This is a genomic window from Streptomyces minutiscleroticus (assembly GCF_014650875.1).
GTDB classification, from domain to species: Bacteria; Actinomycetota; Actinomycetes; order Streptomycetales; family Streptomycetaceae; genus Streptomyces; species Streptomyces minutiscleroticus.
Window position 1 is genome coordinate 1 of sequence record NZ_BMVU01000019.1, and the last position, 22,473, is coordinate 22,473.

The 22,473-nt window shown below is 70.0% G+C and carries 19 protein-coding genes; 9 read left to right on the top strand and 10 right to left on the bottom strand.

The features are described from left to right. The 3 genes from IE271_RS19475 to dnaA form a co-directional block, all read right to left on the bottom strand. Positions 1 to 250 (bottom strand): NAD(P)-binding domain-containing protein (locus IE271_RS19475; protein ID WP_229919438.1); only part of this gene is annotated, 250 nt, incomplete at its 3' end. Between the two features lie 129 nt (positions 251 to 379). After that, the gene (dnaN, locus tag IE271_RS19480) at positions 380 to 1,510 is read right to left on the bottom strand and encodes a DNA polymerase III subunit beta (RefSeq protein WP_190191634.1); all 1,131 of its coding nucleotides are present in this window, start codon (positions 1,508 to 1,510) and stop codon (positions 380 to 382) included. Between the two features lie 1,450 nt (positions 1,511 to 2,960). Further along, complete coding sequence (gene dnaA, locus IE271_RS19485; RefSeq protein ID WP_190191635.1) at positions 2,961 to 4,847, bottom strand: chromosomal replication initiator protein DnaA; 1,887 nt, start codon at positions 4,845 to 4,847, stop codon at positions 2,961 to 2,963. Between the two features lie 398 nt (positions 4,848 to 5,245). Here dnaA and rpmH point away from each other — a divergent pair, with 398 nt between their 5' ends. The 9 genes from rpmH (at position 5,246) to IE271_RS19530 (ending at position 12,254) form a co-directional block, all read left to right on the top strand. Then, on the top strand, positions 5,246 to 5,383 hold the full coding sequence (gene rpmH / locus IE271_RS19490) for a 50S ribosomal protein L34 (protein WP_003956500.1): 138 nt from the start codon (positions 5,246 to 5,248) through the stop codon (positions 5,381 to 5,383). A 19-nt stretch (positions 5,384 to 5,402) separates the two neighbouring features. Further along, positions 5,403 to 5,774, top strand: a complete 372-nt coding sequence (gene rnpA / locus IE271_RS19495; protein ID WP_190191636.1) for a ribonuclease P protein component — start codon at positions 5,403 to 5,405, stop codon at positions 5,772 to 5,774. Beyond that, positions 5,771 to 6,124 carry a membrane protein insertion efficiency factor YidD gene (gene yidD, locus IE271_RS19500; RefSeq protein WP_190191637.1) on the top strand — a complete coding sequence of 118 codons (354 nt, stop codon included), beginning with the start codon at positions 5,771 to 5,773 and terminating at the stop codon, positions 6,122 to 6,124. Before rnpA ends, yidD begins: the two co-directional genes overlap by 4 nt. 3 nt (positions 6,125 to 6,127) lie before the next feature. Beyond that, complete coding sequence (yidC, locus tag IE271_RS19505) at positions 6,128 to 7,408, top strand: membrane protein insertase YidC (protein ID WP_190191638.1); 1,281 nt, start codon at positions 6,128 to 6,130, stop codon at positions 7,406 to 7,408. 15 nt (positions 7,409 to 7,423) lie between these two features. Then, a complete protein-coding gene (locus IE271_RS19510; RefSeq protein WP_190191639.1) occupies positions 7,424 to 7,936 on the top strand; it encodes a Jag family protein in 513 nt (170 codons plus the stop codon). A 109-nt stretch (positions 7,937 to 8,045) separates the two neighbouring features. After that, positions 8,046 to 8,762, top strand: coding sequence for a 16S rRNA (guanine(527)-N(7))-methyltransferase RsmG (gene rsmG / locus IE271_RS19515; RefSeq protein ID WP_190191640.1), 717 nt, complete (start codon positions 8,046 to 8,048; stop codon positions 8,760 to 8,762). A 369-nt stretch (positions 8,763 to 9,131) separates the two neighbouring features. Beyond that, the gene (locus IE271_RS19520; RefSeq protein WP_190191738.1) at positions 9,132 to 10,205 is read left to right on the top strand and encodes a ParA family protein; all 1,074 of its coding nucleotides are present in this window, start codon (positions 9,132 to 9,134) and stop codon (positions 10,203 to 10,205) included. Continuing rightward, positions 10,202 to 11,311 carry a ParB/RepB/Spo0J family partition protein gene (locus IE271_RS19525; RefSeq protein WP_190191641.1) on the top strand — a complete coding sequence of 370 codons (1,110 nt, stop codon included), beginning with the start codon at positions 10,202 to 10,204 and terminating at the stop codon, positions 11,309 to 11,311. The genes IE271_RS19520 and IE271_RS19525 overlap by 4 nt, the downstream gene beginning before the upstream one ends. A 325-nt stretch (positions 11,312 to 11,636) precedes the next feature. Continuing rightward, the gene (locus IE271_RS19530) at positions 11,637 to 12,254 is read left to right on the top strand and encodes a GNAT family N-acetyltransferase (protein WP_190191642.1); all 618 of its coding nucleotides are present in this window, start codon (positions 11,637 to 11,639) and stop codon (positions 12,252 to 12,254) included. 201 nt (positions 12,255 to 12,455) lie between these two features. Here IE271_RS19530 and trxA read toward each other — a convergent pair whose 3' ends face one another. The 7 genes from trxA to IE271_RS19565 form a co-directional block, all read right to left on the bottom strand. After that, on the bottom strand, positions 12,456 to 12,788 hold the full coding sequence (gene trxA / locus IE271_RS19535) for a thioredoxin (protein WP_190191643.1): 333 nt from the start codon (positions 12,786 to 12,788) through the stop codon (positions 12,456 to 12,458). Positions 12,789 to 12,833: 45 nt separating this feature from the next. Further along, complete coding sequence (gene trxB, locus IE271_RS19540; RefSeq protein WP_190191644.1) at positions 12,834 to 13,805, bottom strand: thioredoxin-disulfide reductase; 972 nt, start codon at positions 13,803 to 13,805, stop codon at positions 12,834 to 12,836. Between the two features lie 171 nt (positions 13,806 to 13,976). Next, on the bottom strand, positions 13,977 to 14,972 hold the full coding sequence (locus IE271_RS19545; protein ID WP_190191645.1) for an anti-sigma factor family protein: 996 nt from the start codon (positions 14,970 to 14,972) through the stop codon (positions 13,977 to 13,979). Beyond that, the gene (sigM, locus tag IE271_RS19550; protein WP_190191646.1) at positions 14,969 to 15,685 is read right to left on the bottom strand and encodes an RNA polymerase sigma factor SigM; all 717 of its coding nucleotides are present in this window, start codon (positions 15,683 to 15,685) and stop codon (positions 14,969 to 14,971) included. Before sigM ends, IE271_RS19545 begins: the two co-directional genes overlap by 4 nt. 24 nt (positions 15,686 to 15,709) lie before the next feature. Then, the gene (locus IE271_RS19555) at positions 15,710 to 17,437 is read right to left on the bottom strand and encodes a protein kinase family protein (protein ID WP_190191647.1); all 1,728 of its coding nucleotides are present in this window, start codon (positions 17,435 to 17,437) and stop codon (positions 15,710 to 15,712) included. Between the two features lie 117 nt (positions 17,438 to 17,554). Continuing rightward, positions 17,555 to 19,861: a murein biosynthesis integral membrane protein MurJ gene (gene murJ / locus IE271_RS19560; RefSeq protein ID WP_190191648.1), complete on the bottom strand. Its 2,307-nt coding sequence runs from the start codon at positions 19,859 to 19,861 to the stop codon at positions 17,555 to 17,557. A gap of 46 nt (positions 19,862 to 19,907) precedes the next feature. After that, complete coding sequence (locus tag IE271_RS19565) at positions 19,908 to 22,361, bottom strand: DUF6049 family protein (protein WP_190191649.1); 2,454 nt, start codon at positions 22,359 to 22,361, stop codon at positions 19,908 to 19,910. Between the last annotated feature and the right edge of the window lie 112 nt (positions 22,362 to 22,473).

The window sequence follows — 22,473 nt, forward strand, 5'->3', positions numbered from 1 at the left end:
CGTCCACGACCACGTCGCCCTCGTCCAGCAGACCGGCCAGCTCGTCGATGGTGGCCTGGGTGGGCGCGCCCGCCGGGACCATCACCCACACCACACGAGGAGCCTGCAGACTGCCCACAAGCTCCTCCAGGCTGTGGACATCGGCGAGGTCCGGGTTGCGGTCGTATCCGATGACGGTGTGGCCGGCGCGGCGAATGCGCTCGCGCATGTTGCCGCCCATCTTGCCGAGGCCGACGAGACCGAGCTCCATCAGGTGTTCCTTACTAGCGACATGGCGTGAGGGCACCGGCGTGCCCGTGCCCGAGCCTAAACCCGGGCCCCCGCTCACAGATGTGGGCTCAGCCGCTCATACGGCTCCGCCCTCACCTGCGGACTTTCGTCAGCCGCTGAGCCGCACCGGCATGATCAGGTACTTGTACGCCTCGTCCGCCTCGGCGTCCACGGCGGGCTTGCCGCTCAGCAGCGCCGGCTTGGTGGACGTCGTGAAGGACAGCTGCGCCACCGGGGAGTCGATCGCGCTCAGGCCGTCCAGGAGGAACGTCGGGTTGAAGGCGATCGAGATGTCGTCGCCCTCCAGCTGGGCGTCGACCCTCTCCACAGCCTGTGCGTCGTCGCTGGAACCGGCCTCCAGGATCAGCACGCCCTGCTCGAAGCTCAGACGCACCGGGGTGTTCCGCTCGGCGACCAGGGCCACGCGCTTGACGGCCTCCACGAAGGGGGCGGTCTCGATCACGGCGACGGAGTTGAACTCGGTCGGGAAGAGCGTGCGGTACTTCGGGAGGTCGCCCTCCAGCAGACGCGTGGTCGTCCGGCGGCCCGCGCCCTCGAAACCGATCAGGCCCTCGCCCGCGCCCGAGCCGGACAGCGCCAGGGTCACGCTGTCACCGCTGGTCAGCGCCTTGGCGGTGTCCAGGAGGGTCTTTGCGGGCACCAGGGCGACCGCGGACGCCTCCGGGTTCTCCGGCTTCCACAGGAACTCGCGGACCGCGAAGCGGTAGCGGTCGGTGGACGCCAGCGTGACCGTGTCGCCCTCGATCTCGATGCGCACACCGGTGAGGACCGGCAGCGTGTCGTCGCGGCCGGCGGCGATGGCCACCTGGGAGGCGGCGGCGGCGAAGACGTCACCGGGGACCGTGCCGGTCGCCGACGGCATCTGCGGCAGGGCCGGGTACTCCTCCACAGGCAGTGTGTGGAGCGTGAAGCGCGAGGAGCCGCAGACCACGGTCGCCCGTACACCGTCTGTGGAGATCTCCACCGGCCGGTTGGGCAGGGCGCGGCAGATGTCGGCCAGCAGGCGGCCGGAGACGAGGACCGTCCCCTCCTCCTCGATCTCGGCCTCCACGGAGACCTGGGCCGAGACCTCGTAGTCGAAGCTGGAGAGGCGCAGGGCCCCTTCCTCCGCCTTCAGCAGAAGGCCGGCGAGCACAGGCGCCGGCGGGCGTGCCGGGAGGCTGCGCGCCGCCCAGGCCACTGCCTCCGCGAGTACGTCGCGTTCCACCCGGATCTTCACCGTAAGCCCGCCTCCTGCTGTTGCCGGCTGCTCTCGCCCGCTGGGTTCTCGTCGTCTGGATTCGGCGCCGCCCGTGCTGTGACGGGGAGGACGCCGGGGACCAGTCTGACGCACCGCACTGACAGTCGGTGCCTCTCGGGGTCAAGTCGCGCCGGGCGGCACCGGAGCCCCGGACCGCGAGTTGTGCACAGGCCCCGCTTCCAAACGAATTCTCAGCTCTCTCTAGTCGGGAGTAGTAGTAGGGGCTGTGGATACCGTGGATAACCGCGAATGAGCAGGTGAGGGCCGGTTTTTTGTCCACTGGCCTTGTGGGCGGCAGCGGTGGACAACCGGGCTGCGCTGTGGACGGGGAAAAGTTCTGCACACCCGATGCACAGAGTCGGGGCACTTCTCCCCAGCGCTGTCCCCAGGTTTACCCACGTTCCCCACAGCCCAACCCGACACCTTGGTGTGACGCCTTTCACTCTGCTGAGTGAGGAGCACGCTCTTCTTGCCGAACAGTGGACAGCGGTGTGGAGAAGTCGCCGATCGCTGGGGACAATCGCCCACAGCCTGTGGGTCGCCGGTGGACAACGACACGGCCCCTCTGTGGGCCCTTGTTTTGTCCACAGCCTGTGGAGATCGTTCGTCCACGCATCCACAGGCACCTGAACTGGGCTGATGAGCTGCCGTGCGCGCCGCCTGTGGACAAGATCGGGACAACTCCGCAGTCCCCAGGATGTGGACGCGAGAAAGTACCGCAATCTGTGGAGGACGGCCGTGTCCTCCCGACGTATTCGAACAGCGGCGGTCGCGACACGGGTCCCGGAGCGCGTGCCGGAGGTGGCACTGAGTGCCGTGAGGCCGCGCGGAGGCGCCGATTCACGGCACGGAGACGACTCCCGGAAGGCGATCGGGTCCGTCTCCGGGCGGCTGTCGGCTCGGTTTCGGGCGGCTGTCGGCTCGGCTTCGGAAGGCGACCGGCCCGGCTGCGGGGCGGTGCGGAGAGGAGACGCGCGGGCCGGCGGCGGCCGGACACGCGCGGTACGACGTTCCCGGGCGCCGTGCACGGGCCGCACGGGCGCCGCGCACGGACCGCGGCTCGACGGACGGCGGCACCGGCTCCCGCACGGCCGCGGCGGATGCGTGCGCGGGCTGCCCGTCGGGTCTCGTGCTTCTCGTGACAAGGACCGACGAGGAGCGATGAGGACCGGATGAGGACCGGATGAGGAACCGTCCCCAGGGAGCGCCGCGCGCCCTCGGACGGACGTCCACAGCCTGTTCAGAGCGTTCTTATGGCGGGACGGCGTATCCACAGCCTGTTCAGGACGTCGGCGCCCCGGCGCCGGGCGTCCCCCCGGCCACCCGTCCACAGAACCGGCCCTGTGGACGGGAAAAACCCGAGGGCGCCCGCGGGATCCGAGTCCCGGGCGCCCTCGCCCGCGTCACGGCGGCGGCCGCCGCGACGCCGTCAGCCGTTCTTGATCCGGTTCGTGAGCTCGGTGACCTGGTTGTAGATGGACCGCCGCTCGGCCATCAGCGCACGGATCTTGCGGTCGGCGTGCATGACGGTCGTGTGGTCGCGGCCGCCGAACTGTGCCCCGATCTTCGGCAGCGACAGGTCCGTGAGCTCGCGGCACAGGTACATCGCGATCTGCCGCGCGGTCACCAGCACCCGGCTGCGCGACGAACCGCACAGGTCGTCCACCGTGAGACCGAAGTAGTCGGCGGTCGCCGCCATGATCGCCGTCGCGGTGATCTCGGGCGCGGAGTCCTCGCCGCCCGGGATCAGGTCCTTGAGGACGATCTCGGTGAGGCCGAGGTCCACCGGCTGCCGGTTGAGCGAGGCGAACGCCGTCACCCGGATCAGCGCGCCCTCCAGCTCGCGGATGTTGCGCGAGATCCGCGAGGCGATGAACTCCAGGACCTCCGGCGGCGCGTTGAGCTGCTCCTGCACCGCCTTCTTGCGCAGGATCGCGATGCGCGTCTCCAGCTCGGGCGGCTGGACGTCGGTGATCAGGCCCCACTCGAAGCGGTTGCGCAGCCGGTCCTCCAGGGTGACCAGCTGCTTGGGCGGCCGGTCGCTGGAGAGCACGATCTGCTTGTTGGCGTTGTGGAGCGTGTTGAACGTGTGGAAGAACTCCTCCTGCGTCGACTCCTTGTCCGCCAGGAACTGGATGTCGTCGACCAGCAGGATGTCCATCTCCCGGTACCGCTTGCGGAAGCTGTCGCCCTTGCCGTCGCGGATGGAGTTGATGAACTCGTTGGTGAACTCCTCGGAGCTCACGTACCGCACCCGCGTGCCCGGGTACAGGCTGCGCGCGTAGTGCCCGATCGCGTGCAGCAGGTGGGTCTTGCCGAGCCCGGACTCCCCGTAGATGAACAGGGGGTTGTACGCCTTCGCCGGTGCCTCGGCCACGGCCACCGCGGCCGCGTGCGCGAAGCGGTTGGAGGCACCGATGACGAACGTGTCGAAGAGGTACTTCGGGTTCAGGCGCGCCGTCGGCTCGCCGGGGCCCGTGGCGGGCGCCGGCTGGGCCGCCAGCGGGCCGGGGGCGCCGCTGGACGCGGGCAGCGCGGAGCCGACGGGACCGCCGCGGTGCACGTGTCCCGAACCCGACGGCGCCGGGTGCTCAGGAAGCTCGCGTCGGTCGTGGCGCTGGTAGTCCTCGGACCGCTGGTCGTACTCGGAGCGCTGCGGCTCGTACTCCTGGCGCTGCTGTTCGTACGGCGGGCGCTCCATCGACTGCGGGCGGTAGTCCTGAGCCGGACCGGCGTAGGGGTCCCGCTCCGGGAAGCCCAGCCGCTGCTGCTGCCAGCCGTAGTCGTCCTGCGCGGGACGCGGCCAGGCGCCCGGCTCGTGGCGCTGGTAGTCCTCGGGACGCTGGTACTCCGGGTAGGCGGGGCGGACGGTCGGCAGCGGGTCCGCGTGGTGCTGGTCGGCGTGGGCCGGCGGACGGTCGTCGGCCCGGTGGCGCCCGTAGCCCTCGTACGCGTCGCGGCCGCGGTCCGAGGGCAGCTCGGGCTCCTCGTAGCGCGGCTGGGGCGGGGCGGGCGGCGACGGCGGGGCCGGGGGCTCCCCGGCGGAGTCGTCGACGGTGATCGCGATGCGGATCGGGCGGCCGCACTCGCGGCTCAGCGTCTCGCTGACGACCGGCGCGAGGCGGCCCTCCAGTACGCCCTTCGCGAACTCGTTCGGCACGGCGAGCAGGGCGGTGTCCGCCACCAGTGCCAGGGGCTGGCAGCGCCGGATCCAGTGCTCGTCCTTGGCCTCCACACCCTGCCCGCGGCCCTCGCCGAGGAGTTGCTCCAGCACGCGTGGCCACACTGCGGCAAGATCGGCAGGTACGTCAGCCACAGGGCACGCTCTCTCACGGGGTCCCACGAACGTGTGGTTCTCGGGACGGGTCGGTATCTCGGTCGGGTGGGGCTGGGGAACAAAACCGCTGGGGCGGTGAGAAGGGAACGAATCGGAGTTCGGCCACGGTAGTCAGCGCGACCCGTGCGGTTCAAGTTGTTGTCCCCAGCCTGTGGACAGTGTCCCTCGGACAGCGCCGGTTTGACCGGATGGCGCGGCCGCGCGTACCGTAACCAGGTCGAGTTGTCGATGGCTGCTGCCGCCTGCCTCCGATGGGCATAGATCACGAACAGTGATCGGGAAGCGGTGCACTCGGGCGTAATGCGAGCTACTCGTGGGCGCACGGTGACAGCCAGGCGACACCCCGCCAACCACCTCATCATTTCTGGAGCCCCCGAGTGAGCAAGCGCACCTTCCAGCCGAACAACCGTCGTCGCGCGAAGACCCACGGCTTCCGGCTGCGGATGCGCACCCGTGCCGGCCGCGCGATTCTCGCGTCCCGCCGCAGCAAGGGTCGCGCCCGCCTGTCCGCCTGATCTCAGTACAGGTCATGACGTGCTGCCTTCCGAGAATCGGCTGAGGCGGCGCGAGGATTTCGCGACCGCGGTACGCCGAGGACGCCGGGCCGGACGCCCGCTTCTCGTCGTCCACTTTCGTAGCGGTGCAACGGACCCGCACGCGCCCGGGGAGACCCCTTCCCCGCCGCGTGCGGGTTTCGTCGTGAGCAAGGCAGTGGGCGGCGCGGTCGTACGGAACAAGGTGAAGCGCAGGCTTCGCCATCTGATGCGCGATCGAGTGGGCCTGCTGGCCCCCGGTAGCCTGGTAGTCGTACGAGCGTTGCCCGGTGCGGGTGACGCCGACTCCGCACAACTGGCCCGAGACCTGGACGCCGCACTGCAGCGGCTGCCGGGAGGGGGCGCGCGATGAAGTACCCGCTGCTGGCGCTGATCAAGCTCTACCAGTGGACCATCAGCCCGCTGCTCGGGCCGGTGTGCAAGTACTACCCGTCGTGCTCGCACTACGGGTACCAGGCCATCGACCGACACGGTGCGATCAAGGGAACGGCACTCACGGCCTGGCGCATCCTGCGATGCAATCCGTGGTCGCTGGGCGGTGTGGATCACGTTCCACCCCGCAAGCGTCCCCGGTGGCACGAAATGCTGCGAGGCGCCTGGCGCGCACGCAAGGGCGGGACCTCCGCCGCCGGAGCGGCCCCCGAGGGCACCACTCCCTCGGCCCCGGCCGCCGAGACCCCGTCCCATGCTCAAGGAGCTTGATTAGTGGACACGATTGCCAGTCTCTTCAGCTTCATCACGACACCCGTCTCCTGGGTCATCGTCCAGTTCCACTCGTTGTACGGAGCCATCTTCGGCGACGACACGGGCTGGGCCTGGGGCCTGTCGATCGTGTCTCTGGTGATTTTGATCCGGATCTGCCTGATCCCGCTCTTCGTGAAGCAGATCAAGGCCACCCGGGCGATGCAGACGCTGCAGCCCGAGATGAAGAAGATCCAGGAGCGCTACAAGAACGACAAGCAGCGCCAGTCCGAAGAGATGATGAAGCTGTACAAGGAGTCGGGCACCAACCCGCTCTCCTCGTGCCTTCCCATCCTGGCGCAGTCGCCGTTCTTCTTCGCGCTGTACCACGTGCTCAACGGCATCGCGTCGAACAAGACCATCGGCGTCATCGACGAACGGCTCCTGGAGAGCGCCCAGAAGGCCCACATCATCGGCGCCCCGCTGGCCGCGAAGTTCACGGACAGCGCGGACAAGGTCTCCTCGCTCGGCGCCTCGCTGACCGACGTCCGGGTCGTCACCGCCGTCATGATCATCCTGATGTCGGCGTCGCAGTTCTTCACGCAGCGCCAGCTGATGACCAAGAACGTCGACACCACCGTGAAGACGCCGTTCATGCAGCAGCAGAAGATGCTGATGTACGTCTTCCCGATCATGTTCGCCGTCTTCGGCATCAACTTCCCGGTCGGTGTCCTCGTCTACTGGCTGACCACCAACGTGTGGACCATGGGCCAGCAGATGTACGTCATCCGCAACAACCCGACCCCGGGTTCCAAGGCCCAGGCCGCCTACCTGGAGCGTCTGCAGAAGCACGTGATCGACAGCGGCAAGGTCCGCAGCCGCGGCCAGCGCGGTGTCGTCAAGGCGATCGTCGCCAAGGGCCGCGACCGCAACGAGTACGAGCGCAAGTTCATCAACGCCCTCTCCAAGGCCGGTCTGGCCGCCCACGCCGACGGCACCGTGGCGAAGAGCGAGAACGAGGCCGTGGCCGTGGCCGAGGACGGCGCGCCGACGACCGCCGGCGCCTCCAGGCGCCAGCAGCCCAAGCGGCAGACCAAGGCCCAGCGCCAGTCCGGCGGCCCCAAGGCCGCGGGCGAGTCCGAGCCGGTGAGCGGTTCGACGTCGCTGAGCAAGACCGACGAGGCGGGGAACGCCAAGCCTGCCGCCAAGCCGGCCGGCGGCAAGCCCGGTACCGGCACCCGTAGCAAAGCCCAGTCCGGACAGCGCAAGGGCCCGCAGCGGCCCAAGTCCCCGTCCAAGAAGTAAGAAGGAGTCCATCCCGTGACGGAAGGCACCACCTCCGCCGCCACCGAGGGTGGCGACACCCTGACCCGCCTCGAGCAGGAGGGTGAGATCGCTGCGGACTACCTCGAGGGTCTGCTGGACATCGCCGATCTCGACGGCGACATCGACATGGACGTCGAGGCGGACCGCGCCGCTGTCTCCATCATCAGCGACACGGGCAGCCGCGACCTGCAGAAGCTGGTCGGACGCGACGGCGAAGTGCTGGAGGCGCTCCAGGAGCTCACGCGCCTGGCCGTGCACCGCGAGACCGGTGACCGCAGCCGGCTGATGCTCGACATCGGCGGCTACCGCGCCCGCAAGCGCGAAGAGCTGTCCGAGCTGGGTGCCAAGGCGGCGGCCGAGGTCAAGAGCTCGGGCGAGCCGGTGAAGCTGAAGCCGATGACGCCGTTCGAGCGCAAGGTGGTGCACGACGCGGTCAAGACCGCGGGCCTGCGCAGCGAGTCCGAGGGCGAGGAGCCGCAGCGCTTCGTCGTCGTGCTTCCCTCCTGAAGCCACCCCATCGCTCTTCCGGCCCCGTCTGTTCGCAGGCGGGGCCGACTTTTGTCAGCCTGGGCAGTCAGCGCCCAGTGCGCCATTGCGGTACGGAAGGACGGACCCCGTGACGGAGGCAGCGGAGCTTCCCCCTGCGCCAGAGCAGGCCAGGGCGGTATTCGGTGAACGCTTTGCGGACGCGGTGCGGTACGCGGAACTGCTGGCGGACGCGGGAGTGCAGCGCGGGCTGATCGGCCCCCGCGAAGTGCCCCGCCTGTGGGAGCGGCACCTGCTGAACTGCGCGGTGCTCTCCGAGGTGGTGCCCGAGAACGTCACCGTGTGCGACGTGGGCTCCGGTGCCGGACTGCCCGGCATCCCGCTGGCCCTGGTCCGCCCGGACCTGAAGATCACGCTGCTGGAGCCCCTGCTGCGGCGCACGAACTTCCTCACCGAGGTCGTCGAGCTCCTCGGGCTCGACCACGTCACCGTCGTGCGCGGACGCGCCGAGGAGGTCCTGGGCAAGTTGCCCCCGGTCCACGTGGTCACGGCCCGGGCCGTGGCGCCCCTCGACCGACTGGCGGCCTGGGGCGTTCCGCTGCTGCGTCCGTACGGCGAGATGCTGCTGCTCAAGGGCGACACCGCGGAGGAGGAGGTCAAGAACGCGGGGGCGGCGCTGAGCAAGCTCGGGGCCGTGGAGACCTCCGTCCTGCAAGTCGGTGAGGGCGTGGTCGACCCGCTGTCCACCGTGGTGCGCGTCGAGGTCGGCGAGAGCCCCGGTGGCGTCCGCTTCGCGGCCAAGCGTGCCAAGGCGGCACGGACGGGGCGGGCCCGCCGTCGTCGATGAGCCGGCCGTCGCCGGTGAGCCGTGGGAGTGCGGCCAGTCGTCATGACTGATCCGTCCTGACGACGAGCCGTACTCCACACAAGCTGCCAAACCTACGCACGACGGAGTGTCGCGGGGGCACGGTCGCCGGGGCTGTGCATCGTGTTTCACGTGAAACGTCGCTCACTGCTGCACGGCATCATCAACCGTGGCCGGACCGTGGCCGAACCTCGCGAGCGGAATCCTCTGAGGCCCCTCGGATCTCTCGGGTCCGCCGGTAAGAAGCCTCGCTCGGGCAGCGCAGCACCCCCCGCCGGGGTCACGGAGTTGTCCACAGAGGAGGATTTCTCCACAGAACAACGGGCCTCGCTGGTTCATGACCCCGAAGACATGGCAGGCTCTGTTCATTGCGAGCCTGAAGTCGAGGAGAGTGAATCCTTGCGGTCCGACGCCAACATCGCGGGACCGATGACCGATCCGGTCCCCGGTCCCCGTACCGAGTCGCTGGGGGCGGATGTTTCACGTGAAACACCGCCTCCGATGGACGACGCCCCCATCGGTCGTGCTGCCCAAGTGGCGGTGGAGGCTCTGGGACGCGCCGGCGAGGGCCTGCCACGACCCGAGCAGACCCGTGTGATCGTGGTGGCCAACCAGAAGGGCGGAGTGGGCAAGACCACGACCACGGTCAATCTCGCCGCTTCGCTGGCGTTGCACGGCGGACGGGTTCTGGTGATCGACCTCGACCCCCAGGGCAACGCTTCCACCGCGCTCGGCATCGACCACCACGCCGAAGTGCCGTCCATCTACGACGTCCTCGTCGACAGCAGGCCGCTGTCCGACGTCGTTCAGCCGGTACCCGACGTCGAGGGTCTCTTCTGCGCGCCGGCCACGATCGACCTTGCCGGCGCGGAGATCGAACTCGTGTCACTGGTGGCACGTGAGAGTCGGCTGCAGCGCGCCATCCAGGCCTACGAGCAGCCTCTGGACTACATCCTCATCGACTGCCCGCCGTCCCTGGGTCTGCTGACGGTCAACGCGCTGGTCGCCGGCGCGGAGGTCCTCATCCCGATCCAGTGCGAGTACTACGCACTGGAGGGGCTGGGCCAGCTGCTGCGGAACGTCGACCTGGTCCGGGGCCACCTCAACCAGACCCTGCACGTCTCGACGATCCTGCTCACCATGTACGACGGACGGACCCGTCTGGCGTCCCAGGTGGCGGACGAGGTGCGCAGCCACTTCGGCGAGGAGGTGCTGCGGACCAGCATTCCCCGCTCGGTCCGTATCTCCGAAGCGCCGAGCTACGGCCAGACGGTCCTGACCTACGATCCGGGATCGAGTGGTGCTCTCTCCTATCTGGAGGCGGCGCGAGAGATCGCTCTGCGCGGAGTCGGCATCCACTACGACGCACAGAACGCCCACGCGGGCGCGGTCAACGAACAGAGCATGGTGGAGGGGATCCAGTGAGTAACCGACCGAGGGGGTTGGGCCGCGGTCTCGGAGCGCTGATTCCGACCGCAGCCCCGGCAGCGGAGAAGCCGACGGTCAATGCGTCCGGTGGTGCGTCCGCGTCGCCCACCTCTGTTCCCGTCCTCGCCCCGGAGCGTGGGGTTGCGGCGGCCAAGCTGGCGAACCTCGCGTCCGTTTCACGGGAAACGGAGGAGCAGGCGTCGGCGGCTGCAGAGGAGACGCCGACCGATCAACCCCTGGGTACACACTTCGCCGAGCTGCCCTTGGACTCCATCACGCCGAACCCGCGCCAGCCGCGCGACGTCTTCGACGAGGACGCGCTCGCCGAGCTCGTCACCTCCATCAAGGAGGTGGGACTCCTGCAGCCCGTCGTCGTACGGCAGGTGAGTCCGGACCGCTATGAGCTGATCATGGGTGAACGGCGCTGGCGTGCCTGCCGCGAGGCGGGGCTCGAAACCATTCCGGCGATCGTGCGGGCCACGGAGGACGAGAAACTCCTCCTGGACGCGCTCCTGGAGAACCTGCACCGTGCACAGCTGAACCCGCTGGAGGAGGCCGCCGCCTACGACCAGCTGCTCAAGGACTTCAAGTGCACGCAGGACCAGCTCGCGGACCGTATCGGTCGCTCCCGTCCGCAGGTCTCCAACACGCTGCGGCTGCTGAAGCTCCCGCCCGCGGTGCAGAGCCGGGTCGCCGCCGGTGTGCTGTCGGCCGGTCACGCGAGGGCACTGCTCCCCGTCGAGGACCTGGAGGAACAGAACCAGCTGGCTCAGCGCATCGTGGCCGAGGGGCTGTCGGTGCGTACCGTCGAGGAGATCGTGACCCTTATGGGGTCGGGGCCGAAGTCGAAGGCGCGGGCCAAGGGGCCGCGTGCCGGCACGCGGGTCTCTCCGGCGCTGAGCGACCTGGCCACCCGGCTCTCGGACCGTTTCGAGACGCGGGTGAAGGTCGACCTCGGCCAGAAGAAGGGGAAGATCACGGTCGAGTTCGCCTCCATGGAGGACCTCGAGCGGATCCTGAGCACGCTGGCGCCGGACGAGGGCCCGGTTCTGCAGAAGAGCCTCGTGGATGATGCCGAGGACACCGAGGAGCCCCAGGACTGACCCGAGTGGCCGGCGGGCAGGGAACCGTCGGCCGCCGTCGGAGCGGGCCGTGTCCGTTGTGTACCGGAACACGGCTCGCTCTTTGCTTTCTGGCGGTATCGATGGAATCGCATCGTGGATACGATGCGTTCGGGTGGGGCGCATCCGCCTGTCGGCACTTTCTCCGGGGAGGCACGGCCGTGCGAACGATGAGCCGCACCGGACTGGTGGGCGCCGGCCTCGGACTGGGCGCGGTCGGCGGGTTCGTCGGCAGCCTGCTGAGGTAACGGAGCGCTCTGACAGCCGCCCGTGACGTCGCGGGCGATGAAAGCGAGGAACTGCCTTCATGGGGCGTCGGCTCGTACCCCTCACGCTGGACAATCTTCCGGACATCCCCAAGCGCTGTCGTGCCTGTGTCTTCTGGGAGCTGGATCCGGTCAGCGGTGAGGCAGCGGTAAAGGCAGGCACACCCGAGCTGGAGAAGGAGGCGTGGATCTCCGCCGTCCTGCTGGAGTGGGGCTCCTGCGGGCGTGTCGTGTACGTGGACGACGCACCGGTGGGGTTCGTGCTCTACGCGCCACCCGCGTACGTTCCGCGTTCCACCGCCTTTCCCACGAGCCCTGTGTCGCCGGACGCCGTCCAGCTGATGACCGCCTTCATCATGCCGGGGTACCAGGGCCAAGGGCTCGGGCGCGTGATGGTGCAGACGGTCGCCAAGGATCTGCTGCGGCGGGGGTTCAAGGCCATCGAGGCCTTCGGCGACGCCCGGTACGAGGAGCCGGCCTGTGTGCTGCCCGCCGAGCATCTGCTGGCGGTGGGGTTCAAGACGGTCCGGCCCCATCCCGCGTATCCGCGGCTGAGGCTGGAGCTTCGGACGACGCTCTCCTGGAAGGAGGACGTCGAGATGGCGCTCGACCGTCTGCTGGGAGCGGTGCAGAAGGAGCCGGCCCTCCGGCCGCTCTAGTGTCGTGCCGGACGCCGTGAGCCGGTGAACCTTTCCGGTCGCGGCACCAGCGTCCCGGCCGTCCTTCCCGGCTCCGTGTGAGTCGCGAGGCAGCGGACGAGATCACTCGGTCCGAGAACGACGAATGGGCCGACCCCTCCGGGTTGGCCCATTCGTGTTTCACGTGAAACATCGCTCGCGGCGGTACCGCCGCGAGCACGCTTACTCGGAGATGAAGTCCGCGAGGTCGCGCACGATCGCGGCCTTCGGCTTCGCGCCGACGATGGTCTTGGCGACCTCGCCGCCCTGGTAGACGTTCAGGGTCGGGATGGACATGACGCCGTACTTGGCGGCCGTGGCCGGGTTCTCGTCGATGTTCAGCTTCACGATCTCGATCTTGTCGCCGTACTCGGCGGCGATCGCCTCCAGGGACGGCGCGATCTGGCGGCACGGACCGCACCAGGCGGCCCAGAAGTCCACCAGGACGGGCTTGTCGCTCTTGAGAACGTCCTCATCCCAGGACGCGTCGGTCACATTCTTCAGGGTGCCGGCCACGGCGGGCTCCTTCACTCGGTGGTGCGGTGGGGCGGATGGGTGAGATCAGACAGTGGTCTTCTCGGGCTCGGCCTGCTCCTCGGTGTCGGCGAGGGCGGCGAGGTAACGCTCGGCGTCGAGAGCGGCGGAGCAACCGGTGCCGGCCGCGGTGATCGCCTGGCGGTAGGTGTGGTCGACGACGTCACCGGCACCGAAGACACCGGTGATGTTCGTGCGGGTGGACGGCGCCTGGACCTTGAGGTAACCCTCGTCGTCCAGGTCCAGCTGTCCCTTGAAGAGCTCGGTGCGCGGGTCGTGCCCGATCGCGATGAACAGACCCGTCACCGGCAGCTCGGAGGTCTCGCCGCTCTTCAGGTTGCGCAGCGTCAGATGGGAGAGCTTCTGGTCGCCGTGGATCTCGGCGACCTCGCTGTCCCAGACGAACTTGATCTTCGGGTCGGCGAAGGCGCGCTCCTGCATCGCCTTGGAGGCGCGCAGGGTGTCCCGGCGGTGGACGATCGTCACGGACTTGGCGAAGCGCGAGAGGAACGTAGCCTCCTCCATCGCGGTGTCGCCACCGCCGATCACGGCGATGTCCTGGTCCTTGAAGAAGAACCCGTCACAGGTCGCGCACCAGGAGACGCCGCGTCCGGAGAGGGCGTCCTCCTTGGGGAGACCCAGCTTGCGGTGCTGGGACCCGGTCGTGACGATGACGGCCTTGGCCTTGTGCACCGTGCCGGCGGTGTCCGTGACGGTCTTGATCTCACCGGTGAGGTCGACCGAGACCACGTCGTCCGGGACCAGCTCGGCGCCGAAGCGCTCGGCCTGGGCACGCATGTTGTCCATGAGCTCGGGACCCATGATGCCGTCCTGGAAGCCCGGGAAGTTCTCCACCTCGGTGGTGTTCATCAGCGCACCACCGGCGGTGACGGCGCCCTCGAACACCAGCGGCTTCAACGACGCGCGCGCGGTGTAGAGCGCCGCTGTGTAGCCGGCGGGCCCGGAGCCGATGATGATCACGTTACGGACGTCGCTCACGGCTTGATTCCTCGTCTCTGCGGGACTGCTACATACGGCCGGTGGGAGCTGCTTTCGGAACTCTCACCCCACCCAACGGATCCTAAGGGGCGCGCATTCCCGCCGTGTCCGGGCGCACGGACGTACCCCACGACACGGGTACCGCAGGGGGTACGGGCGACACGTCGTCGTTCAGGACTGGAGAGCGTAGGAGCGCGTCAGCAGAACCTCGCCCGGGGAAGACGGATCCTGTTTCACACAGGAGGAGTCGACGACGTACGCCGTCACGCGCTCGGTGTCCGTCCTGTCGGGAAGCACCACCAGATAGGCGTCGGTTCCGTCGTAGGTGCCCTCTTCGGCGGCGAGCGGCACCTCGGCCCTCCCGGTCCCCTTCTGGACACAGTCGGGCACCTGGACGCCGGGCTGCTTCAGCGTGCCCGGGCTGCGGCTCGTGGACCGGGTGCTCGGTGCCGATTCCACCCCGAAGGAGGAGTCGCCGCTCTGGTTCTGGGCGAGAAGTTCGGCCACCCGCCCCTCCACCGCCTCACCGGAGAAGTCATCGGCGGAGGTGCTCAGCTTGGGGGACGTACTGGGTGGCTCGTCGCCGCCCAGCGCCTGCACGAGCAGTCCGCCGAGGCCGAGGGCAGCCGCGGTGAGAGCGGCCCCCAACGCGGCCGTCCTGCGACGTACGCGACGCGTGCGCGTCGGTCGGCCGGGGCCGGTGGCTGCGCGGGGGTGCCCGTCGGGACGGTTGCTCGGGGGCGATGTTTCACGTGAAACATGTGTACCGGCGTCGGTGCCAACGCCTGTCTCTTCCTCTTCGGCGCTCCTTGCGACACCAGCCACGTCCACGCGTCCGTCCTCGTCCGACGAAGCGGTGGAGGTGGACGATGCCGTGACGGGAGCCGGTGCGTTCCGGGCACCGGGTGCGGTGGCGTCGAGGAGCGCCTCTGCCGCGAGTGCGGCGTCGATGCGTTCGGCGACGTCCGTGGGCATGCGGACCGGCCCGGGCAGCGTGCCGAGCAGGCCCCGGATCTCCTCCAGGGAGGCATACACGTCGGCGCAGAGATCGCAGCCGTTCAGATGCTGTCGTACGTCCGCGGTACGGGACGGCGTGAGCAGACCTTCGGTGAGGTCGGAGAGCTCGGAGACCTCCGGGTGCCCGGCCTCGTCGGTCATGGATGTCACGCTCGCCCACCTCCGCCCTTCACAGCAGCTGAATCACTCGGTCCCGCAGTCCGTGGTCCCGCTGCGGGTGGGACGGATGTCTGCTGTGGGCGGTTCCCTCCCCGGCTCGGCTTCTTGCCCGCGTCGCCGCTCCCGCCGTCGACCCGCAGATGGGTGAGCAGCGGCAGGAGCCTGGCTCTGCCGCGTGCGCACCGGCTCTTGACGGTGCCGCTCGGCACGTCCAGCAGGCGGGCGGCCTCCGCCACGGGATAGCCCTGCATGTCGACGAGCACGAGGGCCGCCCGCTGGTCCGGTGGCAGGGTGCCCAGCGCCTCCAGCAGTTCGCGGTGCAGGTCGTTGCGCTCGGCGGGCTCGGACGCCGCCTCGTGCGGCTCCAGCAGCTGCTCCAGCCGCTCCGCGTCGTCGACGGGGGAGGTCCTCCGGGAGGCGGCCTTGCGGGCGCGGTCCAGGCAGGCGTTCACCGTGATGCGGTGCAGCCAGGTGGTGACGGCCGACTGGCCCCGGAAGGTGTGGGCGGCCCGGTAGGCGGAGACGAACGCGTCCTGCACGGCGTCGGCCGCCTCCTCACGATCCCCCAGTGTCCGCAGCGCCACCGCCCACAGCCGGTCACGATGGCGCCGCACGAGCTCGCCGAAGGCGTCCGGGTCCCCGCCGACATGACGGGCGAGGAGGTCCTGATCGCTGGTCTCCTGGTAACCGGCGCCTTCCGTCACCGGACCTCCCCCCTGGTGAGTGCGTCAGCCCGTGAGTTTCACGTTCGTGATGCCCTGCTTGTATCCGGCGCCGCTGTAACCGTCGGTCGGCGCGTACGGCACATCGGTGACCCACAACAGGACGAACCGCGTCTTCACCGACTTCTTGGCCTTGATGTCCACACTGGTACCGGTCGTCGTCGCGGACCCGATCTCCGTCATGCCGTTGACGGAGGTCGAGGGGGACAGCGAGTCGGTGGCGTAGAGGTGCACCGTGGTGTGGTCCCCGGAGTACCGAAGCCCTATTGACGCGGCCGAGACGTCCTTGGCCGAACCGAGGTCGTAGACGATACCGACGCCGGACTTGTACGGAGCCAGTTTCGGACCGTCGTTGTAGCTCTTGGTGCGCCAGTACGTGGAGGTGTCGTTGTCGTACGTGCTCGCCACGTCGTCGGCGGCCTGGGCCGACCCCTCGGCCACGTACTCCTGGGCGCTCTGGATGGTGAGCGGTCTGGCCGGCCTGGTGTTCCCGTCGCCCTTGTCGTCGGTGTCCGTCGTCTGCGTCTTGTTCGTGTCGTCCGACGACTTCCCGTGGTCCATGAGAGCGTCGGCGAGCTGCCAGCTGCCGAGGCCCAGCGCCGCGATCAGCAGCGCGGACACGGCCCACTTCAGGGCCTTGCCGGTACGGCTCTGCAGCGGGGGCGGCATGGGTGCCACCGGCTGCGTCTCGCCGGGGTGCGCCGACTGGCGACCGTACGTGCCCTGCTGGTACGTCGTGCGCTGGTACTCCGGGGGCGCGGTGAACGTCGGCTCCGGCGGGCGGATGCGCGGCATCTCGGAGATCGCCTTGACCAGCTCGTCCGGCGTCGTGCACGGCGACTCCTGGCGGGAGGCCGTCGCGCCGTCGTTGGCGAGCGCGCGCATCGCGAGCTCGGACAGGCCGCGGTGGACCCCGGCGCGCACCTGGTCGGGCGGGATGAGGCCGAGGTCCTTGGGGAGCCCGGACAGGCCGTAGGCGTCGTCCTCGTACGGCCAGCGCTGGGTGAGGGCGGCGTACAGCAGCGCGCCGATCGCCTCCGTGTCCGTGCGCTGCGGGGTGTCGGAGGTGATGCCGCGCAGCGCGGCGTTCACGGCCAGGCCGCGGATGCGCCACTGGCCCGTGAGCGTACGCAGGACCGCGCCCGGGGTCAGGCGCAGATGGGACAGCCCCTCGCGGTGTGCCGCGGCCATGGCCTGGGAGACCTGGGTGACCATCTGGTAGGCGTCGTAGGGCTCCAGCGGGCCGGACGCGAGCAGCGTCGTCAGCTCCGTGGCGTCGGGGAGCCACTCGTGCACCACGTAGACGAGGTCGTTCTCCTCGACCGCGTCGAGGACCTGGACGAAGCGGGGGTCGCCGAGCAGGGCGGCGGAGCGGGCGGCCGCGAGGACGGAGCGGGCCCGGGGGTGGTCGGCCGGCAGCAGGTGCACGCCGACGGCGCGGCGGAGCTTCTCGTCCACCGCACGCCAGCTGCTGAACCCGTCCAGACGGGTGACGCACTCCTCGAGCCGGTAGCGCCTGGCGAGCTTGTGACCGCTGTGCAGATCGGGAGGCGAGGTCCTGCCGTGGACCGCACCCCCGTCCCCCGCCCGGGGCTTCTCGCTCGTCGCGCTGTCCGCGCCCTGCTCCCGCTTCTGGGCCACCCCGTCGGCCGTGGACTGGTCCGCCTTCGCGGTCAGCGGCTTGTCACCGCTGTTGTCTGCCACGTCGACGGCAGCCGTGCTCCGTTCCGCCACCGTCGTCCCTGCCTCCCCATCCGTTGCACGCTGTCCGACGCCAAGCCAATTGTGCCCACAGTCCGCCGCTAAGCACGACACGCGGGGGCGGACGATGGTTGTGCGCCTACCCCCGCGTCAGCGCCCGAGACGCCCGCGGACCATGCCGACCATTCCGTTCAGTTCCTCGATGCGCATCTTCCGCGCCGCCACGAAGAAGACGCCGAACAGGACGACGCCGCCGCCGACGAGCGCCGCCAGCGAGCCGAGCACGCCCTGTCCGAGCGCCTGCGAGATCCCGTAGCAGGCCGCGCCGCCGAGCAGCGCCGCGGGCAGCGAGGCGATGGCGAGGCGGGCGTAGGTCCGCAGCACACGCGAGCCGTCCAGGTCGCCGCCGAGCCGCTTGCGCAGCCGGCGCCACGCGACCCCCACGCCGATCGCGTACGCGAGGCCGTAGGAGGCGGCCATGCCGACCACGGCCCAGCGCGCGGGAAGCACGATGAAGCACACGGCGGAGGCGGCGGCGTTGACGGCGGCCACGATCACCGTGTTGTAGAAGGGCGTGCGGGTGTCCTCGTAGGCGTAGAAGGCACGCAGCACGACGTACTGCACGGAGTACGGGATCAGACCGAGGCCGAAGGCCATCAGCATGTAGCCCATGTTCGTCGCCGCGCCGGTGCCGGAACCCCCGAACATCAGCGTGCACATCGGGACGCCGAGGGCGACGAAGCCGAACGCGACCGGCACGATCGCCACGGCGGTGGTGCGCAGGCCCTGCGAGATGTCGTCGCGGACGGCACCGCCGTCGTTCTCGGCGGCGGAGCGCGCGATCCGCGGCAGCAGGGCCGCCATCAGTGAGACCGTGATGATCGCCTGGGGCAGGCCCCAGATGAGCTGGGCGTTGGCGTAGGCGCTGAAGCCGGTGCCGGGGATGTCGGTGCTCGCGACCGCCGCGGTGGCGAGCTGGGTGACGACGATGGCGCCCGCCTGGTTGGCGAGGACGAACAGGACCGTCCACTTGGCGAGCGTCATGGCCTTGCCCAGGCCGTGGCCCTTCCAGTCGAAGCGCAGCCGCAGCCGGAATCCGGTCTCCCGCAGGTACGGGATCATTGCGAGGGCTTGCACGACGAGGCCGAGGAGGACGCCGACGCCGAGGAGCCGCTGGCCCTCCGGCGGGATCGTCTCGAAGGTCATGTGCGAGTCGGCCGCGGTGCCGTAGACCCAGAGGAACATGCCGAGGGTCACGATGATCACGACGTTGTTGAGGACCGGCGTCCACATCATCGCGCCGAACTTCCCGCGGACGTTCAGAATCTGTCCCATCACCACGTGGATGCCCATGAAGAAGATCGTGGGCAGGAAGTAGCGGGTGAAGGTGACGCCGACCTCGAAGGCGTCCGGCTCGCTGGCCACGGGGTTCGACAGCGCGCGGACCAGGAGCGGCGCGGCGAGCATGCCGAGCGCCGTGAGTACGCCGAGCGCCACCATGACCAGGGTCAGCAGACGGTTGGCGAAGGCCTCGCCGCCGTCCTCGTCGTCCTTCATCGCGCGCACGAGCTGCGGCACGAAGACGGAGTTGAGGCCGCCGCCGACGGTCAGGATGTAGATCATCGTCGGCAGCTGGTACGCCACCTGGAAGGTGTCGCCGAGCAGGGCCGTGCCCAGTGCCGCGACGATCAGCGCGGAGCGGACGAAGCCGGTGAGGCGGGAGACCATCGTGCCCGCCGCCATCACGGCGCTCGACTTCAGCAGGCCGGCGGCCTTCCCGCCCTTCTTCGGCGCGGGCGCGGGAGCGGCAGCGGCAGCGGGGGGAGGACTCGCGGTCGTCGTCGGCCCGGTCCCCTGCTGCGTCGGCTCGTATCCCGTGGCCGGCTCGTACCCCGCGGACTCGTAGCCCGCGGTCGGCTCGTAGCCGGCGGCCGGGGCGGCCGAGGGACCGGGCACCGACGGGGACTCCGGTGACTGGCCGCCCTGCTGCTGGTCGCGGAAGAGGTAGGCGAACGCGTCCGGCTCGTGGCGTTCCTCACCGGCCTGCGTGACGAGGTCGTCGACGCCCACGAACTGGGTCGTCCGGGCGTCGTCGCCGTACGGCAGACGACGGGACGGACCGTCCGGCTCGGGCGGCGGGGTCTGGGCCCAGACCCGCGGGTCGGGGGCGTACGGCGACTGGGACGGCTGGGCGTAGAGCGGCTGCTGGGGCTGGTACGCGCCCTGGGGCGGCGGAGGGTGCGAGGCGCGGTCGTAGAGCGCCTCGGCCACCGGGTCCTGGACGGAGAGGTCCTGCTGCGCCCCGTAGGGCTCCTGGTCGTAGGTGTCCTGGAAGTACGCGTCCTGGGCGTGCTGCGGTGGCACCTGGCCGGGCTCGGGCGGCCCGGACGGAGGGCCGTCGGGCCGGCCGGAGCCCCCCGGGCCCCGGCCGCGATCACCGTCGTACGGCGCGTTCATGGTTACCCCACCTCATCGTCCCCGGGCCCACCGGCCACGACATCGCTCAACGGTCCACTCTCTCACCCGTGCCGGACGGGGTGGTGCTTTCGGGTGCGGTGTCCGGAGCCGGGTCACTCGGGTGCTCGGGGACCTCGGCCGCGGACTCCGCGTCGGCCTGCCGCTCGCCATCGGCGTCGGCGGCGGACTCCGTGTCGGGCTGCCGCTCCCCGCCGGCGGTGTCGTCGGAGGTCCCGTCCCGCCGGACGTCCCCGTTCTCCCCCTCGGACCGCTCGTCCTCCGCGGCCTGCTCGTCCTCCGCTGCCTGTCGGGCCGCCGCGCGCTTGCGCTGCGTGTACATCCGGAATCCGGCGAGCACGAGGAGCAGCACGCCGCCGGCGATGACCAGCATCACCGTGGCGGTGATCTCGGTGACGTCGACCTCGAAGACGACGGGTGACCCGTAGGCCTGGCCGTCCTCCGTATAGAGCTGGGCGACCACTCTGACCGGGCCGTTGGCGTTGGCGTTGGTGGTGAACTTCACCGACTGGCTGTGACCGCCCGAGACCGTCACCGGACGCTCGGCGTAGGGGCCATCACTGATCTTGAGACGTGCGGGCTTGGCCGACGTCAGGCGCAGCACCAGGCGGTCGACGCCCTGGACGAGGTTGTTCTGCACCGTCACGGGGATCGTGGCGCTGCGGCCCGACAGCTTCGCGTCGGACTTCGGGATCAGCCCGACCTGCCCGGTGAGGCTCTCCAGGTAGGACTGCACGTCGCCGCGGAAGGTCTGCGCCTCGGCGGTCCGGCCGCGCCAGGAGGTGGACACGCCCCGCTCTATGGCCCGCCCGAACGGGGTGACCACACGCGAGTCGTTCGACAGGATCACCTTGAAGTTGTCCAGGGTCTCCTGCGTGGTCTGGATCTGCTCGAACGCCGACTGCGGAAGCTCCTGCTTGCGCAGCGAGGAGGGGTACGCCTTGGCGGACGGGACCCTGGTCGTGGCGGCCGCGTCAGGCTCGGCCTTGGTGGCCGCGGACAGGTCCGCCGACTCCGACCAGTTCCCGTCCTGGAGCGCGGACAGCGCCTGCGCCATCGTCTGGGCCTGGCTCGCGGTCGGCATCCGCTGCGGGGCGACGACGATGCTGCGCTGCCGCTCCGGGTCCTGCAGGTGGGTTGCCAGGCTCTGCGCGAGGAACTCCTGCACGGCGAGGGTGGAGGAGCCGGCCACCGACATGTCGCCCTGGAACGCCGTCGACAGCCGGGCGTCCGCGACCACCGCTGTGGTGCCGCCGCCGATGGGGCGGGCCGCGCTGGGCGTGTAGGACAGGCCGCCGGTCTCCTGGAGGCTGTCGCTGCGGGCGATGACCGTGTGCGCGCCGGCGGAGGTGGCCACCTTGACGATCGACGGGTCGACGGCGCCGTTCGCCGGCCAGGCGTAGTCCGTGCTGGGGTCCACGTGGAGGATGGAGGACACGGTGGTGGCGGCGACCTCCGTGGCGTCCTTGAGGTGGCTGAGCGAGCCGGTGACGTTCTTGCCGTTGTGGGCCAGCGAGGCGAGGTCCGGATCGGCGAAGGGGAGGGCGACGACCTCCTCGTCCTGCACCGCTTTCTCCAGTTCGCCGAGCCAGCTCTTGGCGACCGCCTGGTTCTTGCCCGCCGTCGTGGTCCCGCCCTCGCCCTTGACCTTGTAGCCGCTGGTCATCGCCGCCACGGACGCCAGCAGGTCCGGGTCGACGACCCAGGTGACGTCGAGGTCCTTGCCGAGCGTGAGCATCTGGTCCAGGCGGCCGCCCGGGGAGATCTCCTTGGCCAGGTCGTCGTCCTGGAAGGTGGGGGTCTGCTGCTCGTTCGGACCGGTCTCCGCCGTCAGGTGGGAGGAGGAGATCAGGGGCCACAGGTACGTCGTCCGGGTCCTGGTGCCCGCCGCCTCCGGCTGCCACGGCAGGAACGTCCGCTCGATGCCGAGCACCTGGTCGTAGGGCTGGGCGGAGGTCCGGCCGGTCAGGGCGAGGCCGAGCTGGTAGACGCCGTCGCCGCCGAGGCCGAGCTTGTCGACCGGAACGGAGATGCTGAAGGTCTGCGGGACGCCCGGCTCCAGCTCGGAGAAGTCCGCGGCGTACTTGGACCCGACCTCCGTGCCCTCGGCCCGCTGGCCGTACGGCGTGTCCTTCGCTGCCGCGTCGACCGCCGTGCGGCTGTCCAGCGCCGGTCCGACCCGCAGCCCCACGTGGGCGTCGGTGACCGACTGCTTGCTCTTGTTGGTGACGGTGCCGCTGATCGTGAGCGTGTCGCCGTCCGTGGGGGCGGCGGGGCTGAACGAGTCCAGCGAGACGTCCACCGTGCTCGAGCCCACGGCGTCGGCCGCGGCGGTCCGCTCCGCGGCCGGTGCGGACGGGGCGGCGGGCAGCTGCAGCAGACCGGCCAGCAGGGGGGCGCCCGCGAGCAGCGCTCCGGTGCGCCGCAGCCAGCGGCGGCCAGGTGAGGGACTCATCCCCTGGAAGTCTGCCGCCTCGGCCACGCGCTCGCCCGTCCCTCGTCGTCAGTGGTCGTCGGAATGTGCGTCCACGCATGGTAACGATGCCCGCGGGGGCGAAGTGCCGCGGACCACTCCACAAGATCTTCGGGCCCGG